The following is a 15,902-nucleotide window of genomic DNA, read 5'->3' on the forward strand; positions in this document are numbered from 1 at the left end:
AGAAATCCCGTTGTTGACAGACTCCTCCGAAAAACAGCTTTTTATTCAATTAAGCGCTCAATACTTTTTATTATACCTAAAATGAGCCTCGAAAACCATACTTTCCGCCCATTAACTGCCGCTCAAGCTCTCGCGTACCGCCTTCGGAAGCGACTTTACAACCAGCTCATAGGAGTGGGTGATCATGCTCTCGACCTCGTCTTGCCCCAGGCTGCCGTCCAGCAGCATCGTATTCCAGTGCTTCTTGTTCATATGGTAGCCAGGGATGACCGCCGCATGCTGCTCGCGTAAATTTTCAGCAATGATAGGGTCGCATTTGAGCGATATCGATTTCCGGTCGTCAGAAATCAAGGCAAACATCTTCCCTTCTACTTTCATAACCAGCGCTTCCGGCCCGAAAGGATAATCTTCATAAGCGCCCTTCTTGCCCAGGCAATATTTAATATAATGCTCCATAGCCGTGTCCCCTTTTCTCCTTATCGTACCATCTTCGAGGGAACAAAATAAAGTCCTCGCCCAAACAGCTGCTGCCGTTTAAACGAGGACTTATTATGGTTATTAATTAATTAATTAAATTAGTAAACGAGCGAGAACAAGCCGTTAACATGCGACAGGTAACGAACGTTACTTGCTTCTTTCATCAGGGAAGCTGTAGTGCCTCTCAGACGAAGCTGGCTTGCGCCAACGGTTCCGATTGCATCTTTACGGCCAAGGCTCGCAAGAACGCCGGAGTTAACGAATGTAAACGATTTTTGTGGCAAGCCTTTGGATTGCGCGAACAGGTTGTAGCCGATTGCTTCGCCCATTTGCCATGCGATTTGTGCACTTGGCGGATATGGACGGCCGTCTGGGCTAAATACAACTGCGTTGTCGCCAGCCAGGTAAACTTCAGGGTGCGAAGTCGATTGCAGGAACTCATTGACTGTAGCGCGGCCACGGTTTACTTCAATACCGCAGTTTGCTACGACAGGGTTGCCTGTAACGCCGCCAGTCCATACGAATGTGTTAGCCACAAGCGTTTGACCGTCTTTCAAAATAACTTGGTTGCCTTTTACTTCTGTAACCGCAATACCCATCAGCAGTTGAACGCCGCGTTTTTCAAGGCTTGCTTTCGCACGGTCAACAAGCTCCACAGGGAAACCAGCCAGAATCGACGGGCCTGCTTCAACATTGTATACCGATACTTCGCTGATGTTAACGCCGTACTGCTCACACCATTTTGGCAGCATGTCGGCAATTTCACCGATCAGCTCAATACCAGTCAGGCCGCCGCCGCCAACAACGATCGTTGCGTCAGCTTTGTCTTTGGATTTTGCATACGCAGCAAGGCGCTCTTGAATGTGCGCGCTCACGCGGTTTGCTTCCTCAACCGATTTCAGCGTCAGGCTGTTCTCTTCAAGGCCTGGGATGCCGAAAAATGCTGTTTCGCCACCAAGAGCGATAACAAGCGTATCGTAGGAAGTTTTTGCACCGCTGGAAAGGTGAACTTGCTTCTGGTCCGGATCAATTTTGTCGACTGTGTCGATAACCAAATTGATGGATTTATCTTTGAACAGCTTCGTCAGCGGCAAAGCAACGTTGTTCTCATGAACGCCGCCAACGGCCAGACGATGCAATTCCGTTACGATTTGGTGCGATGGAATACGGTTAACAACGGTAATGCTTGCTTCCTCGGGGGACATATATTTGCGAGTTGTCAATGCGCTCAGCAAACCGCCATAACCGCCACCCAAAATCAAAATATGCTTAGACATACTGATCCTCCGTTCTCATTCTGATCCGATCTTAACGCTGTTTGTTGCGCTCTGCCAATACATCCAAGAACGATTGCGCGAAACGCAATGTTTGTTGGACCTGCGGATCTTTCAGCATTTTGAGAATGCCGAACAGACCGATTGTCGTAGGCTCTGCATGTGCACGATCATTAGCTTCTACAGCAGCCGATGCAATGCCTTTTGCTTTGTCCGTAATTGGCTTAACGAATTCTTCGATACCATGCTTCATGTCGCCCATAAGCACTTGGTCATTCGCTACAGTTGTTGCCACATCATAAGCTTTGGTCATCAAAGTAACCATTTCAGCAAGCTTAGGCAAGCTTTCTACCAGCTGATTCAGCGAGCTTTGGATTTCCGGTTTAAGCAATTGCTCCAGAACGTCCAGTTCACTACGTACAGATCCCGTCTGTACTTCTTGCTCTGTTAATGTTTCCGACATACGAAAAATGCCTCCCTTGCGTTGATTGTTGCATGATTAGTTAAACGCCGTTACAACTGCAAGCCGCCTCTGAAAAAAACCTGAAATTGTGAAATGTTTCACAATAAGGATGCATCATTAGAGGGACTTGACCACACTCATGTTCATTTTATTCCTTTGCGACAAAAACTGCAATTACAACTTTTAGTTACTTTTGAAAAGTTCAAGCGTAAACGGCATTGCAGCCCCTTGAAGGCACTGCCGTTACGCGTTGAAATAGAGGAAAATGTTATGCAGCCAGATTATACTTCCTTATATTTTAATAAAAAGACTGCTTTTGCAAGCAGCCCTTCGTTTTATAATGCTTATATTATAGCTTAAAATCATTATCCGCATTCACTTCCTCCGCTGCGTAGAGCGGCGAACGCGCCTGCAGCCAGTGGAAGAAATTCGTCGCAATAACTTTCAGCACCGCATACCCTGGAACGGCTAAAATAATGCCCGCCAATCCAAACAAATTTCCAGCGGTCAAAATGACGAAAATAATCGTAATGGGATGAATATGCATGCTTTTCCCCATAATTTGCGGGGAGATAAACTTCCCTTCGATAAGCTGGACAATCGTCCAGATCACAAGCATTTTCAGCAGCATGACGGGTGAGGTTACCATCGCAACAATGAGCGCTGGCGTAATCGCGATAGCTGGGCCCAGATACGGAATGATGGCTGTACATGCGGCAATCAGCGCCAGCACCAGCGAATATTCAAGCCCAATGATCAAATAACCAATATATAGCAGCACCCCAATGCAGAAGCTTACAATAATCTGACCTCTTATGTAGCTGCTGATTTGGCCGTTCATTTCGCCCATAATGCGCTTCGTGTGCGCTCTCGTGTTCGTTGGCAGTATAGCCGCAATATAATCGGGCAGCCTTTTGCCATCTTTTAATAGGTAGAAAAGAATAAATGGCAGCGTAATGACGGCAAGCACGACATCTTTAAGCGCCCCCACGAATGAACCTAAACTTTGCCATACGCCATTCAGCAGCTCAGTCGCCCGCTTCGCAATATTGCCGCTTAAATCCGACGGGTTAACATTGAGCCACCGCTCAATATCCCGCAGGTCGCCGCTGTGCATCAGCTCATCAAACTTCGTTCGCAGCTGATCCCCATAGCCCGGCAAATTATCGACCAGACTGACGATCTGTGTAGTTACAAGCGGAATGACCACCGTCATCAAAATCGTAAGCAGGCCTAAAATAACCGCAAAAATCACAAAGATGGAATAAATACGCGGAGCCTTCTTCGTCTCCAAATAATCTACAATTGGATTCAGCAAATAATAAGCTACACCCGCCAAAATAATCGGCAGCAGCACCGTCTTGAACAATACAGCGAGCGGCGTGAACACGTAGGAGATTTTGCTCATGACAAAAATATTCAGACTAACCAGGAGCAGCACGAGCAAAAATATGACGAATTTATTATTTAAAATAAACTGTACAAACCGTTCTTTTCCTGTTTTAAAATGGTCCATCCGCTGTTCCTTCTTCCTGCTTATGATGTTCTCAGCTTTCTGCAACGATTTCCCCTGTACGGGTCAAGTCATACCCTTCGATGGCTCCCAGTTCCTGCTTGAAGCTTTGCGACCGTAAAATGCGAATGACCGCATTAATGAATAGTTGATTGTCCGGCTTCTTCAGCATAACCAGGTCGTATTGCTCATGAACGAGTGGTATATAGGTAAGGCGGGAGACGATCGCTGCAGCCCTCTCCGTTCCAATACCCACATCAGCCTCGCCTGACGCAACCTGCGCCGCTACTGCAAGATGGTTCGTCTGCTCCTGGTCATAGCCTAGTATTGAAGCTGCCGGAATACCGTGCAATCGAAGCTGCTCATCCAGCAGCACGCGCGCACCGGCCCCACGCTCCCGATTAATGAGGCGAAGTCCTGGCTTCGCCAAATCGGCCCAGCTTGCCAGCTTAAGCGGATTGCCCTGCTGCACGAACAAGCCTGCGCTCCTCGTCAGCATATGAACAACGATATAAGGTGCCCCAATCAATAGTTTACGAATATAGGGAACGTTATATTCCCCTGTATCGCCATCCAGCAAATGCGTGCTGACGATGTCTGATTCTCCTCTATACATCGATATCAGGCTGTCCATGCTGCCGACATAGGAGCGCAGCGGGCGCAAGCCAGGTCCCTCCCGCTCCATATGCTTGGCCAAAATATCCAGGCTCATATCTTGTCCGGTAATGACGATCGGGCGTCCCCCGCCAGCTGTTGACAAGGCAGCGTTTCGGTCCGATAAATCCAGCGCGTTCGCGTATGGAGACCCTTGCTGCTGGGAAGCCATTGTCTTGCCGGCAGGCGCACTGGCTTGGAGGCCTTTTGCCCGCAGCTTGTACGCTTCCAGATCGGAAGCGTCAATTCGCATCTGCTTGCCTACCCGATAGGAGGGCAGATCTCCTTTTTTAATCAAATCGTATACGGTTAGTTTGGAAATCTTTAGAAGCTTGGCAATTTCTTCAGTTGTATATGAGATGTCAGCGGACATATAGAATCTCCTTAGCCTCGTTCAGCCCAGGTTGAAGGTTGAATTCGGTTATTATTTTCATACCTTTAATTGTAGCATAATCTATTTCAAACCTCCCATCTCACTTTACAGTCGAATTGACACCAGTCTATAATGATGTTTAGTTATAAATAGATATAATAAACTATATTTGGAGGAGAGTTTATGCTTACACCTTTCAAGAAACCTGCTGCACTATTTTTCATGTTGGCTGTGCTGCTTGTATGCGCGGCGTGCGGGGCGAACAATACTGGAACGGCTGCCTTAGACACAAGCGCAAGCAGTCCCAGCGCTGCTGTTGTAGAATCGGCATCTCCGCAGGCGAGCGAGGCTCCTGCACCTGCCGAGAAAGTAGATTTAACGATCTCTGCTGCTGCCAGCTTGACCGATGCCCTTCAAGAACTCAAGCAAGCTTATGAAGCTGCGAATCCATCTATTTCCTTAAACTTCAACTTCGGCGCATCCGGCGCATTGCAGCAGCAAATAGAACAAGGCGCCCCGGCTGACCTGTTCCTCTCTGCTTCTTCCAAAAACCTGAAAGCACTCGTTGAAGGAGGCTTTATTGCGGAAGACCAGCAAATAAAACTTCTGGCTAACGAGCTCGTTATTGTAACGGGAGCTGACAGCAAAGTGGAAGTAGCCGCTATTGCCGACCTCAGCCAAGATACCCTTGGCAAAATCGCAATCGGTATTCCAGAGAGCGTGCCTGCTGGCAACTATGCAATGGAAGCTTTGACGAACGCTAAGCTGTGGGACAGCCTGCAATCCAAGCTTGTCCAAGCGAAAGACGTGCGCCAAGTGCTGCAATATGTAGAAACAGGAAATGTAGACGCCGGTTTCGTCTATCGTACAGATGCACTGACTTCCGATAAAGTGACAATCGCTGCTGCTGTTGATCCAGAAACTTATACGCCAATTGTATATCCAATCGGTATTGTGAAAGAAACGAAGCATCAAAGTGAAGCGGAAGCTTTTTACGCTTACCTGCAATCCGAAGATGCCATGAACGTATTTACTAAATACGGGTTCTCCGCGGCGAAATGATTGGGGCAGGCATAGATTGGCCCGCATTTTGGACGCCGATCCGGCTTTCTCTACAGGTTGCCTTACTATCGAGTGTCGTAACCCTTTTGCTTGGAGTCCTTATTGCAAGATGGATGTCGAAAGCAAAGTTCAAAGGCAAGCTGCTGCTTGAAACACTATTTATGCTGCCGCTTGTACTGCCGCCGACGGTCGTTGGTTTTCTGCTGCTAGTGCTGCTCGGCCGCAGAGGCTGGATGGGCAAGCTGATCGAGTGGGTGTTTCATGCTCCAGTCATTTTCACCTGGTGGGCGGCGGTTATCGCCTCCATAGTCGTTGCCTTCCCCCTCGTCTACCAGACGATGAAGGTTGGCTTCTCAGGAGTAGATCGTAATTTAGAGGATGCGGGCCGCTCTATGGGCGGCAATGAATCGCAGATTTTTCGCTACATTACGCTGCCGCTTGTATGGCCTTCTCTCATCAGCGCTTATATACTCGGCTTCGCCAGAGCGCTCGGCGAGTTCGGGGCAACACTCATGATTGCTGGCAATATTCCGGGTGTTACTCAGACGGTGCCAACCGCAATCTACGTCGCCGTAGACGGTGGCAACATGACGATGGCTTGGGCATGGACGATTGCCATCGTTCTGATTTCGTTCCTTATGCTGGCGCTCACCCGCAGGAAGACTGAATAGCTGTTTAGAATAAAAAAACATAGAACAAGCCGTGTTTCTCTGCAGCAGAGAAACACGGCTTGTTTTTACCTTTTGCAGCAAGCTTTATCTAGCGTATAAAATGCTCCAGCGCCTTATTCAAATCCTCCAGCGTTTTCTTCTCCCCATGGTGAATGGCATCCACCACACAGCTTTCCAGATGATCCTTCAGCAGCAGCTTGGCCGCATTATCGAGCGCCTTGCGCACCGCTGCAATCTGCAGCAAAATGTCAGAGCAGTCACGCCCGTCAGCCGTCATTTCCTTCACGGATCGAACATGCCCCTCAATACGGGCCAATCGATTAATAATTTGTTTGCGATGCTTATGCTCATGCGTATGTGTATGCGTGTGTGTATGCGTGTGTGTATGATCCTGCTCCAATGCACATCCCCCTCTACTCGACTTGAACGATCGTCTGTTTCGCATTCATCCGAGACTTGAAGCGCTGCATCAAATAAATGGAGCGCATTAGTTGATCAATCGCGCTGACCAGCCAGACGCCTGCGATGCCCATCTGAAAATGCAAGCACAGCACATAAATGCCCAGCACTCGTATTCCCCATATACCAATGATTGTACTATACATTGGACTCTTCGTGTCGCCTGCCCCTTGAAGAGCGCCTGCAAGGACTAGACTCATCGCCAGAAACGGCTGGGCAAATGCATCAATGCCGAGCGCAGTGCGGACCATTTCAACGATGACGTTCTCACCTGTAAACCAGCTTGCCGCTATTCCTGATCCAAGCCAGAAAACGATGCCGATTATGGTCATGAACACTACGGCTATCCACGCCGTCAGCAGCCCATATTCATAGCTATCCCGCGTTCGCCCCGCCCCCAGTTGCTGGCCAACCAGCGTTGTAGCTGCTACTGCCAAGCCATAACCAGGCAGATAAGACAGGGCAATCACATTGCCTGCTATTAAATGCGCAGCGTATACTTCGGTACTTATTCGAATGACGAGGCCCAAATAAAACATTTGTCCGACACGCATAATCAACCGTTCTGCCGCAGCCGGTAATGATAAATTTAATAGCGGGTATGTGTAGCTCTGCACAGATTGTTTTTTCAATAGGGAAAAAGAAAGCTTAGATTGCTGTATGTATTTGTACAACACCACAGTTCCAATGACGCGGACTATGGACGTCGCCCAGCCTGCTCCGGCAATTCCCCAGCCTTCCCAGCCGCCAATGCCGAATATGAGTACATAATCCAACACGATATGAATGAGATTGACCCATATGCCAACAATCATCGGCGCTCTTGTATTGCCCGCAGAACGCAAAATGCTGCCGAAGATCGCCATAAGCGATATAAACAAGGAAGGCACCGCAACAATTTGAAAATAAATAACCCCCTGTGCCAGAACATCTGGAGCTGCCCCCATTAAACGCAAAATGGACTCCGCAAAAAATAAGCTTACAATGCCTAATGCTAAGCCTGTAAACGCCGATATCCATGTCGACTGCCTGGCTATGGCCGTAGCCTTAGTGAAATCCCCGGCGCCTACTGCTCTGGCTATTAGTGAAGAGGTGCCAATTCCTAAAGCTGTAAATAGCGCAATATAGACCGCTATAACCGTGTTGCCCACCCCAACGGCAGCTACTTCATTCAGACCGATTCTAGAAACAAATAATGTATCGATAAATCCAACTATCGTGAGCAAAAAGTTCTCAATCATTGTCGGCACAGCAAGCGCTAATATGATTTTTATTTTTTGCCGCCGTGTTGTCATTCCGGCCTGTTGAGCTTCCAGCATGGCATCCCAGCCCCCTGATCCTTTAAGCTTAATCCCCTCATTATATCCCCCTATGGGGGATATAACAAAGAAAATCTCATCTCAGCATATCCTGAAATTAAAGCTTTACTAATCAGGGGCCAGTATGTTAGCCTTATTTCTACAGATATAGAAATAGTAATGGAGGAGGGACTACGCATGGAGGAGCAGGAAGCCATTCAAGCAGCCGTTAAAGTTTATAAAGCGCTCGGAGAACCGACCCGCTTCAAAATCGCCCAACTGCTTGCCAAGCAGCCTGATCAGTGCTGCAGCACGCTTGGACAGCAATTAGAAATGGTTGCAAGCTCTACGCTTTCCCATCATTTGAAGCAGCTATCAGAATGCGGCCTGTTAAAAATGCGCAAGGAAGGCACGTTTATTTACTACAGCCCGGATATGGACGTTATACAGAAATACGCTCCTTATTTGCTGGCATAATTTTTTTAGTTTATATTTCTATATTTTTAGAAATATAGAAATATAAGTGGAGAGGACTATCATCATGCTGTCGAACACATTGAAAATTTATTTGCTTGCCTTAATTAGTTTTTTGGTTGGAACATCGGAGTATGTCATTGCTGGGATATTGGATAAAATTTCGGAGGATATTGGCGTATCGGTCAGTGCCGCCGGCCAGCTCATTACCTTTTTCTCGCTTACTTACGCGCTTGGCACACCTATTCTGATGGCCCTGACGGGACGGATTGAACGGCGCAAGCTGCTGCTTTACGCGATGTTTGTCTTTGTGCTTGGCAACTTGCTTGCCATTGCTCTGCCAGGCTTCGGCTTGTTCATCGCTGCGCGCATCATTATGGCGCTTGGAGCAGGCGTCGTCGTCGTAACCTCACTAACGCTTGCTGCAAAAATGGCCGCTCCCGGCAAACAGGCCAGCGCAATCGCCACCGTCGTCACCGGGTTTACTGCCGCGCTAATCATCGGAATTCCGATCGGCCGTATGGTAGCCGCATCTTATGACTGGAAAAGCGTCTTCGGTGGCATTGGCGTGCTCGGACTGCTTGCCATCATTATGATTGTCTTTGCCATTCCGCGATACGATGGCGAGCCTTCTGTACCGCTGCGCGAGCAGCTAGCCTTGCTTAAGACACCAAAAATTGCTGCTGCTTTAGGCGTCACTTTTCTATGGATAGTCGGCTACTCGATTCCTTATACGTATATATCGCCCTACCTCCTGCAAGTGACCGCTATGAGCGAAAATACACTAAGCATCGCCTTATTCGGATTTGGGGTAGCCAGCCTGATCGGCTCCAAGCTAGGCGGCTACAGCACAGACAAATGGGGCGTGAAGCGTACATTAATGGGTGGCATGCTTGTTCATGCCGCTGCCCTGCTGCTCATTTCCTTCAGTGCCAGCTCCTCGGCTATTGTTTTCCCGCTGCTTATGCTATGGTCATTTGCTGCTTGGTCATCCGGGCCTACACAGCAATACAATTTGCTGACGCTTGCGCCAAGCGCATCGAGCATTATGCTGAGCCTGAACACTTCCGTGCTGCAGCTCGCTATGGCAGTTGGGGCAAGCGCAGGCGGACTAATCGTCGCCAAAGTCTCCTTGCCTAGCATTACGTGGATTGGCGCATCCGGCGTCTTGCTCGCTGTGATTCTGATTGTCCTTTCACGCAAGCTGACCAGCAACCGCGAGCCAGCAACCGTTCCTAGTGTCGCTCCACAGGCTTGAAATGACATGAATTGACTTGCAATGATTAGTAATGTACTTGCAAAGTTCTCTTCATCTTGCTTTAATAAACAACCTCTATACTAGTACTCAACCCCCCTTTTAATTAATATAAATGTTTAGACCCACGCTGTGGGTTTATTTTTTTGCCGTTTTTCAGCTTGCCTGCCTGAATCAGCCATCGTAAATAAGCATAAAAAAAGCCTGCCGAGACGAATCTCAGGCAGACTTCTTTCGAATAGAAAAATCTATTCTGTAGTGTACGGCAGCAATGCTACTTGGCGCGAACGTTTGATCGCGATAGTCAGCAGGCGTTGGTACTTTGCGCTTGTTCCAGTTACACGACGTGGCAAGATTTTGCCGCGCTCGCTGATAAACTTTTTAAGCAGGTCCGTGTCTTTATAATCAACTTTAGTGATTTTGTTCACGGTGAAGAAGCAAACTTTACGGCGTTTGTTACGTCCGCCTTTGCGGCCGCCGAATTTGCGTTCTGGACGCTCTCCGTCTCCGCCTTCTCTTGGCTTAAAGCTCATTCGAATCCATCCTTTCAATTAAAATGGCAAATCATCCTCAGATATATCGATCGGTCGACCATCATCCGAGAACGGATCACGGTTGTCGTTACGTGAGTTGTTACTGGAGCGGCCGCTATTGTTATTGCTGTTGTTGTTGCTGTTATAGCCGCCTCCGCCTCCTCCACCGTTACCGTAGGAAGAACCGCCTCCGAAAGAACCGCTTCCGCCGCTCATACCACCGCTATCTTCACGCGCTCCGCCCGCATCCTTGTTGGATTCCAAGAAACGGACGTTGTCAGCGATTACTTCCGTCACATAGACGCGCTTGCCTTCGTTGTTCTCGTAGTTCCGAACCTGAATACGACCTTCAACCGCTGTTAAGCGGCCTTTACGCAAGTAGTTGGCGCATGTCTCGGCTAGCTGACGCCACGTGACTACCGGAATGAAATCCGCTTCACGCTCGCCCTGACCGCTCGTAAACGGACGGTCAACTGCTATTGTAAATTGCGCTACTGCAACGCCAGCAGGCGTGTAACGCAATTCAGGGTCTCTCGTCAATCTACCAATAAGTATTACACGATTCAACATCGTCTCTGACCTCCCAATCGATCAATCCTTGGCTTCAACTAAGCTACGTCTCTGACGACCAAGAAGCGGATAACTTCATCCGTAATCTTCAGGATACGGTCAAGTTCGTTAACGACTTCCGTAGTTCCGTTGAAATGAACCAGAACGTAGTATCCCTCACGAATCTTGTTGATCTCATACGCAAGACGGCGTTTACCGCTAACATCTTGTTTCGTAACTTCTCCACCATTGGAGATGATGCCATTAAATTTCTCAACGACAGCTTGAAGAGCTTCTTGCTCAACATCAGGACGAACAATGTACATCACTTCGTATTTGCGCATTATGTTTCACCTCCTTTTGGACTAACGGCCCCATAAATGGAGCAAGGAGCGAGGTTCTTACTCGCATCCTCTAACTATACCAAATATATAGTCCAAAAACAAGCTTCTATTTCCTCCCGTTATCTGGTGTTCATGAACGCCCGCCCCCCGGCTCATATTAAGGTAGCGGGCAGCTGAACTCATACTGCTTGCAGGCTTATGCCATTACGGCATAACTGCTTAAGTGGCAATCTACATCATATACAGGAGGTAATTTAAGATGGGCGAAGGAACGTTGTTTTCCGCTGGTGATAAGGCGCCGAATGATGGCACGTACATCGAGGATGGCGTCAATTCCTTTCACCAAGGCATTCAAAATCCGCAGAAGGTGAAACTGAGCAAAGGCCAGCGCTTCCCGGACAACACGAACCATGAACGCAAATGGAAGCGAATGGGCCACTAAATTTCAAAACGCATGTATAGCTTTCGCCCAGCGTGGGCATTCTAATTTATGACGGTGTGAAGAGAGGTGTGGTTCCGTTGGACTTTTTAGTGCAAGGGCTGCTACAAGAGGAATTTGTCCACTGAGCTTTAGAAGCGGAGGGTTGTGCCAAAGACAATGTCCGTAACACACGCACACTTGTCCATCTCCAAAAGTAAAGCGGTATATGCCGCCTGCCAAAAGAATGGACAGGTCAGTTAACGAATACGCAGCAGCGGAAACGTTGGTACTGATTGAACAGTGATTGCTCCCATGTTTCTGTTGCAAAGTAGTGTGAAAATGTACTCAATCGATCAAACACCGTCAGGAGAAGGAGCTCGCAAGAGCTCCTTTTTTGCATGCTTATTTTTTTCATTATAAAATGCTCGTCGTTCCATGGTAAAGTAATCAGAGTATGTCGTATGAAATTGAGGGTTTGGAATTTAGGGTTTGGATTATAATTCACAGCAATTGATTTGCACAAAGGTGGGTATTATCTTGCATTCTGTAACGACGAAGCAGCATCCTTCCTCTGCTTCCTTTATTCGCTTGTATGTTTTGGCCTTTTTCTTTTTCGCCGCCAATTCTGCTTTAACGATTATTTTGCCGCTCCGAAGCGAGGCGGTGGGCATGAATCAGGCGGAGATTGGTTTAATTATGGGGGCCTATATGTTTACCTGCATGCTCCTCAGACCCTTTGCTGCACAGCTCATTGGACGTTATGGGCCGCTTTCCGTTATGAAATGGCTGCTTTGCGCCCATGCTGTCCTCCTTCTCCTTTATACCGTTAGCGGAACGGAGCAATACATATGGCTTAGAGCTCTACAGGGAGCTATAACGGCTTTTTTCTCCATGACGATGCAGGTGGGGATCGTGGAATCGTTGGAAAATAAAGATCGCGCCCAGGGGCTGTCCATGTACACGTTATTTACAATGGTCCCGTCACTCGTTATTCCGATCGCCGCTTTACAAATATGGCAAAGCAGCAGCGAGCTGCTATTCGCCCTGCTGATGATCGTACTGGCTGCCGTTCCTCTGCTCATTTTCTATCGCACGGCGCTTCCGAAACGGACCTTGCAGGATAAAACCTATACGCTCCGCGATATGGCTGTATCACTCGGTACGATTTGGAAAAGCCCGCCCATGCTCATTAGCAGCATCGTTATGCTGCTGGCCTCCTGCGTGTTTGGAGCCACTGCTACCTTTCTTCCGCTATTTATGCTTGCCGCTGGCTCAGGGGATGCAGGCATATATTTAACGATACAGGGCCTGGTCGTCATCACCTGTCGCTTTGTTTTGCGCAAAAAAATCCCGTCCAATGGCAGCTGGAATACGTGGCTCATGGCCGGGCTGCTGTTGTCTGCTGCGCTTGGGAGCCAGTTGTTAGCCATGCTGGACATCGTAGGCGCATTTGTATATGTGTCAGCCGTATGTAATGGCTTTGCCGTGGCGCTGCTCTATCCGACGCTGACGACCTATCTCTCTTTTATTTTGCCAGAGAAAAGCCGCTATGTGCTGATGGCGATTTTTTTATCGTCCTACGATCTTGGTTTTTCCCTTGGCGGATTCGCAATGGGCATTCTACTGCAAAGCAGCTCCTACCCTGCCATGTTTACGTGCTGTACCCTATTGTCAGTTACAGCGGCGCTTATTATTATCCTGTCCAAAAGAACGATGGAAGCGAAGCCAGCCCCTTAAGGAGCTGGCTTCATTCAAGTCAAGCACAACCAAAAAAGCCGATTCCCGTTTCAACCAGGAATCAGCCTTTTCATATCAACTCTATAGTATTACAATCGCCGTTACAGCGCATATGTGCGAGAATGGCGGAGAAGGTGGGATTCGAACCCACGCACGCTTTGACACGCCTAGCTGATTTCGAGTCAGCCCCCTTGGGCCTCTTGGGTACCTCTCCGCATATAAGAAGATCTTATCATATTTGCCGCCCCGATGCAACTAAAACCTCTTATATTTTTATGCCGCTTGCATGCAGCCGATTCGTCCCTATTTGCATTTGCTGCGTGCGAGCTTGCCCATAGCGATATTCGCCAATAAAGGTGGAATGCCACACTGCGAAAATATATAGTGCCCATAGCTTCCGCGAGTAATCGCCCTTGCCTTCCCGGTGCTGCATCAGCATGAGACGCGCAGCATGGACATCAAACCATTGCGGCACAACGCTAATTTGCTCCAGCATTTGATCCCCGAACTTACCATGCAGCCACTTGCGCAGCGGGATCGGAAACCCGAGCTTAGGCCGCTGCAATAACGGCTCTGGAAGAATGCCTCGCATCGCTTCCCTCAGCACGTATTTGGTCGTGCCATTTGCCAGCTTGTATTCGGCTGGAATTTTGCGGGCCACCTCAAACACCTCTTTATCGAGAAAAGGAACGCGCAGCTCCAGCGAATGCGCCATGCTCATTTTATCCGCCTTCATCAAAATATCACCCGGCAGCCAAAAGTTCATATCAATCAGCTGCATACGAGTCAGATCATCCAGATGGCGGCTGTTATAATAAACGTCGCTTGTTAATGAAGCCGAAGGCAGCATCGCCTCCAAACGCTCGGAGCCAAGCAGCGCGATTTGTCGTTTGTCTGATTCATTGAACAGCTTAGCATTTCCATAAAAACGCTGTTCAATCGGCGAGAACCCCCGCAGCAAATAGTTTTTCCCGCGAAAAGCGAGCGGAACCCGCTCCACCATGCGATGCAGCCGCGACTTCATGCCGTTTGGCAGCCATGATACAGGGCGCAACGAGCGCGGCTCGCCATAGATGCCATAGCCGCCGAACAGCTCATCCGCTCCCTCCCCTGACATCACGACCGTTACCTGCTTCCCGGCCAGCTGAGATAAGCTGTATAACGCAATGGCTGACGGATCAGCAACGGGCTCGTCCAAATGCCATACTGCCTTCTGCGTATTTGCAAAAAATTGCTCAGGCGTGATTTCCTCCTCATCATGCATGGAGCCAATCGCCTTTGCCGCTGCCCGGGCATACTCATTTTCATTACCCTCTCCTGCAAAGCCTACCGAGAACGTTTTCGTTAACTGCTCCTGCATCGATAACGCCGCAATCGCCGACGAGTCAATTCCGCCTGATAAAAAGCTGCCGAGCGGCACATCCCCTTGGCGATGCAGCTTCACCGAATCGCGCAGCACGGCTCTGATTTCCTCGATAAACGTGCCTATCGGCCGCTGTTCGGGTTCAAAAGCAGGCTCCCAATATCGCCGCTTGGTTACCCTGCCCTCCCGATCGACAAGCATAAAATGTCCCGGCTCCAGCTTCTGAACCCCTTCAAACATCGTCTGCGGCTGAGGGACGTACTGAAAGGTCAAATAGTGCATCATACTGGCATAATCCACTTGCGGCACTTGCCCGCTTACAGCCAGGAGCCCTTTTAATTCCGATGAAAAAAGAAACTGGTGCCCCTCCTGCGCATAATAAAACGGCTTTATCCCAAAATGGTCCCGCGCAGCAAACAGCCGTTGCTCCGCCCGATCCCAAATGGCAAAGCTGAACATGCCTCTCAAATGGTGCACGCAGTCTATACCATATTCCTCATAAAGATGCACGATGATCTCTGAATCGGTACGATTGCGAAACTGATGGCCTTTGCTTTGCAGCCGCTGTCTCAGCTCTTTATAATTGTATATTTCTCCATTAAAAATAAGCCAAACCTGTCCATTTTCATTGGTCATCGGCTGGGCGCCATCTTCAATATCTACAATTGAAAGCCTGTTAAAGCCTAATGCTGCTCTATCCATAAGCTGTATGCCGGATTGGTTAGGACCTCGATGTCCCATCTGCTCCATCATACTGCTGATCTCCCTATCCGTTGGATCACTTCCATGGCCATATCGGATGATTCCGGAAATTCCACACATCGGCTTCTTTCCTCCACTCTCTCCTGATCGCTAAGACATAGTATTTCTAATGTCAAAACATACTATACGGAGCATAAGTATCCGAAAGACGTCCACCTTGTTTCCAAGCTGTAAACAATGAAAGTGCCGAAAAACAACAAAAAAACCTCCATCGCCCTTA

General features: G+C 48.6%; 18 protein-coding genes and 1 tRNA gene. 7 read left to right on the top strand and 12 right to left on the bottom strand.

Annotation, left to right across the window (positions count from 1 at the left end; translation table 11 throughout):
* Positions 1-111: 111 nt before the first annotated feature.
* The 3 genes from AC50X8_RS30060 to AC50X8_RS30070 all read right to left on the bottom strand — a co-directional run bounded on the left by AC50X8_RS30060 (position 112) and on the right by AC50X8_RS30070 (position 2,214).
* Positions 112-456 carry an MmcQ/YjbR family DNA-binding protein gene (locus AC50X8_RS30060; protein ID WP_494883233.1) on the bottom strand — a complete coding sequence of 115 codons (345 nt, stop codon included), beginning with the start codon at positions 454-456 and terminating at the stop codon, positions 112-114.
* A 119-nt stretch (positions 457-575) separates the two neighbouring features.
* Positions 576-1,754, bottom strand: coding sequence for an NAD(P)/FAD-dependent oxidoreductase (locus AC50X8_RS30065; RefSeq protein WP_056036107.1), 1,179 nt, complete (start codon positions 1,752-1,754; stop codon positions 576-578).
* 31 nt (positions 1,755-1,785) lie between these two features.
* Positions 1,786-2,214 (bottom strand): DUF1641 domain-containing protein, encoded by a 429-nt coding sequence (locus AC50X8_RS30070; RefSeq protein ID WP_056036104.1) that lies wholly within the window; start codon positions 2,212-2,214, stop codon positions 1,786-1,788.
* A gap of 93 nt (positions 2,215-2,307) precedes the next feature.
* On the opposite strand from AC50X8_RS30070, the gene AC50X8_RS30075 reads away from it, so the two are divergent.
* Positions 2,308-2,574 (top strand): hypothetical protein, encoded by a 267-nt coding sequence (locus AC50X8_RS30075; protein ID WP_494883239.1) that lies wholly within the window; start codon positions 2,308-2,310, stop codon positions 2,572-2,574.
* On the opposite strand, the gene AC50X8_RS30080 is transcribed toward AC50X8_RS30075, so the two are convergent.
* Together AC50X8_RS30080 and AC50X8_RS30085 are read right to left on the bottom strand one after the other, a co-directional pair.
* Positions 2,564-3,730 (bottom strand): AI-2E family transporter, encoded by a 1,167-nt coding sequence (locus AC50X8_RS30080; protein ID WP_494883242.1) that lies wholly within the window; start codon positions 3,728-3,730, stop codon positions 2,564-2,566. The two genes, AC50X8_RS30075 and AC50X8_RS30080, sit on opposite strands and share 11 nt — an antisense overlap.
* Before the next feature lie 31 nt (positions 3,731-3,761).
* Positions 3,762-4,754 carry a substrate-binding domain-containing protein gene (locus AC50X8_RS30085; RefSeq protein WP_494883244.1) on the bottom strand — a complete coding sequence of 331 codons (993 nt, stop codon included), beginning with the start codon at positions 4,752-4,754 and terminating at the stop codon, positions 3,762-3,764.
* Between the two features lie 183 nt (positions 4,755-4,937).
* Here AC50X8_RS30085 and modA point away from each other — a divergent pair, with 183 nt between their 5' ends.
* A complete protein-coding gene (gene modA, locus AC50X8_RS30090; protein WP_494883246.1) occupies positions 4,938-5,816 on the top strand; it encodes a molybdate ABC transporter substrate-binding protein in 879 nt (292 codons plus the stop codon).
* Complete coding sequence (gene modB, locus AC50X8_RS30095) at positions 5,813-6,487, top strand: molybdate ABC transporter permease subunit (protein ID WP_056036086.1); 675 nt, start codon at positions 5,813-5,815, stop codon at positions 6,485-6,487. The genes modA and modB overlap by 4 nt, the downstream gene beginning before the upstream one ends.
* 88 nt (positions 6,488-6,575) lie before the next feature.
* Here the strand turns inward: modB and AC50X8_RS30100 are convergent, their stop codons facing one another.
* Entirely contained in the window at positions 6,576-6,887 is a 312-nt protein-coding gene (locus AC50X8_RS30100) for a metal-sensing transcriptional repressor (RefSeq protein ID WP_052737365.1), read from the bottom strand.
* A gap of 13 nt (positions 6,888-6,900) precedes the next feature.
* Positions 6,901-8,265, bottom strand: coding sequence for an MATE family efflux transporter (locus AC50X8_RS30105; RefSeq protein WP_056036081.1), 1,365 nt, complete (start codon positions 8,263-8,265; stop codon positions 6,901-6,903).
* A 177-nt stretch (positions 8,266-8,442) separates the two neighbouring features.
* Between AC50X8_RS30105 and AC50X8_RS30110 the strand changes: the two genes are divergently transcribed.
* On the top strand, positions 8,443-8,721 hold the full coding sequence (locus AC50X8_RS30110; protein ID WP_056036077.1) for an ArsR/SmtB family transcription factor: 279 nt from the start codon (positions 8,443-8,445) through the stop codon (positions 8,719-8,721).
* 67 nt (positions 8,722-8,788) lie between these two features.
* Positions 8,789-9,976, top strand: coding sequence for an MFS transporter (locus AC50X8_RS30115; protein WP_494883272.1), 1,188 nt, complete (start codon positions 8,789-8,791; stop codon positions 9,974-9,976).
* A 245-nt stretch (positions 9,977-10,221) separates the two neighbouring features.
* On the opposite strand, the gene rpsR is transcribed toward AC50X8_RS30115, so the two are convergent.
* From rpsR to rpsF, 3 genes are read right to left on the bottom strand one after another with little or no spacing between them, the layout of a single operon-like run.
* Positions 10,222-10,506 (bottom strand): 30S ribosomal protein S18, encoded by a 285-nt coding sequence (rpsR, locus tag AC50X8_RS30120; RefSeq protein WP_046234583.1) that lies wholly within the window; start codon positions 10,504-10,506, stop codon positions 10,222-10,224.
* An 18-nt stretch (positions 10,507-10,524) separates the two neighbouring features.
* Complete coding sequence (gene ssb / locus AC50X8_RS30125) at positions 10,525-11,076, bottom strand: single-stranded DNA-binding protein (protein WP_056036071.1); 552 nt, start codon at positions 11,074-11,076, stop codon at positions 10,525-10,527.
* Between the two features lie 38 nt (positions 11,077-11,114).
* Entirely contained in the window at positions 11,115-11,399 is a 285-nt protein-coding gene (rpsF, locus tag AC50X8_RS30130; protein WP_046234581.1) for a 30S ribosomal protein S6, read from the bottom strand.
* A gap of 259 nt (positions 11,400-11,658) precedes the next feature.
* On the opposite strand from rpsF, the gene AC50X8_RS30135 reads away from it, so the two are divergent.
* Positions 11,659-11,841 (top strand): YjzC family protein, encoded by a 183-nt coding sequence (locus tag AC50X8_RS30135; RefSeq protein ID WP_056036068.1) that lies wholly within the window; start codon positions 11,659-11,661, stop codon positions 11,839-11,841.
* A 516-nt stretch (positions 11,842-12,357) separates the two neighbouring features.
* Complete coding sequence (gene cntE / locus AC50X8_RS30140; RefSeq protein ID WP_494883249.1) at positions 12,358-13,557, top strand: staphylopine family metallophore export MFS transporter CntE; 1,200 nt, start codon at positions 12,358-12,360, stop codon at positions 13,555-13,557.
* A gap of 123 nt (positions 13,558-13,680) precedes the next feature.
* Here cntE and AC50X8_RS30145 read toward each other — a convergent pair.
* Both AC50X8_RS30145 and asnB read right to left on the bottom strand, forming a co-directional pair.
* Positions 13,681-13,771 (bottom strand) — tRNA-Ser (locus tag AC50X8_RS30145).
* Between the two features lie 51 nt (positions 13,772-13,822).
* Positions 13,823-15,742 carry an asparagine synthase (glutamine-hydrolyzing) gene (asnB, locus tag AC50X8_RS30150; RefSeq protein ID WP_494883251.1) on the bottom strand — a complete coding sequence of 640 codons (1,920 nt, stop codon included), beginning with the start codon at positions 15,740-15,742 and terminating at the stop codon, positions 13,823-13,825.
* Positions 15,743-15,902: the final 160 nt, after the last annotated feature.

The organism is Paenibacillus sp. JT22N15, assembly GCF_059383755.1.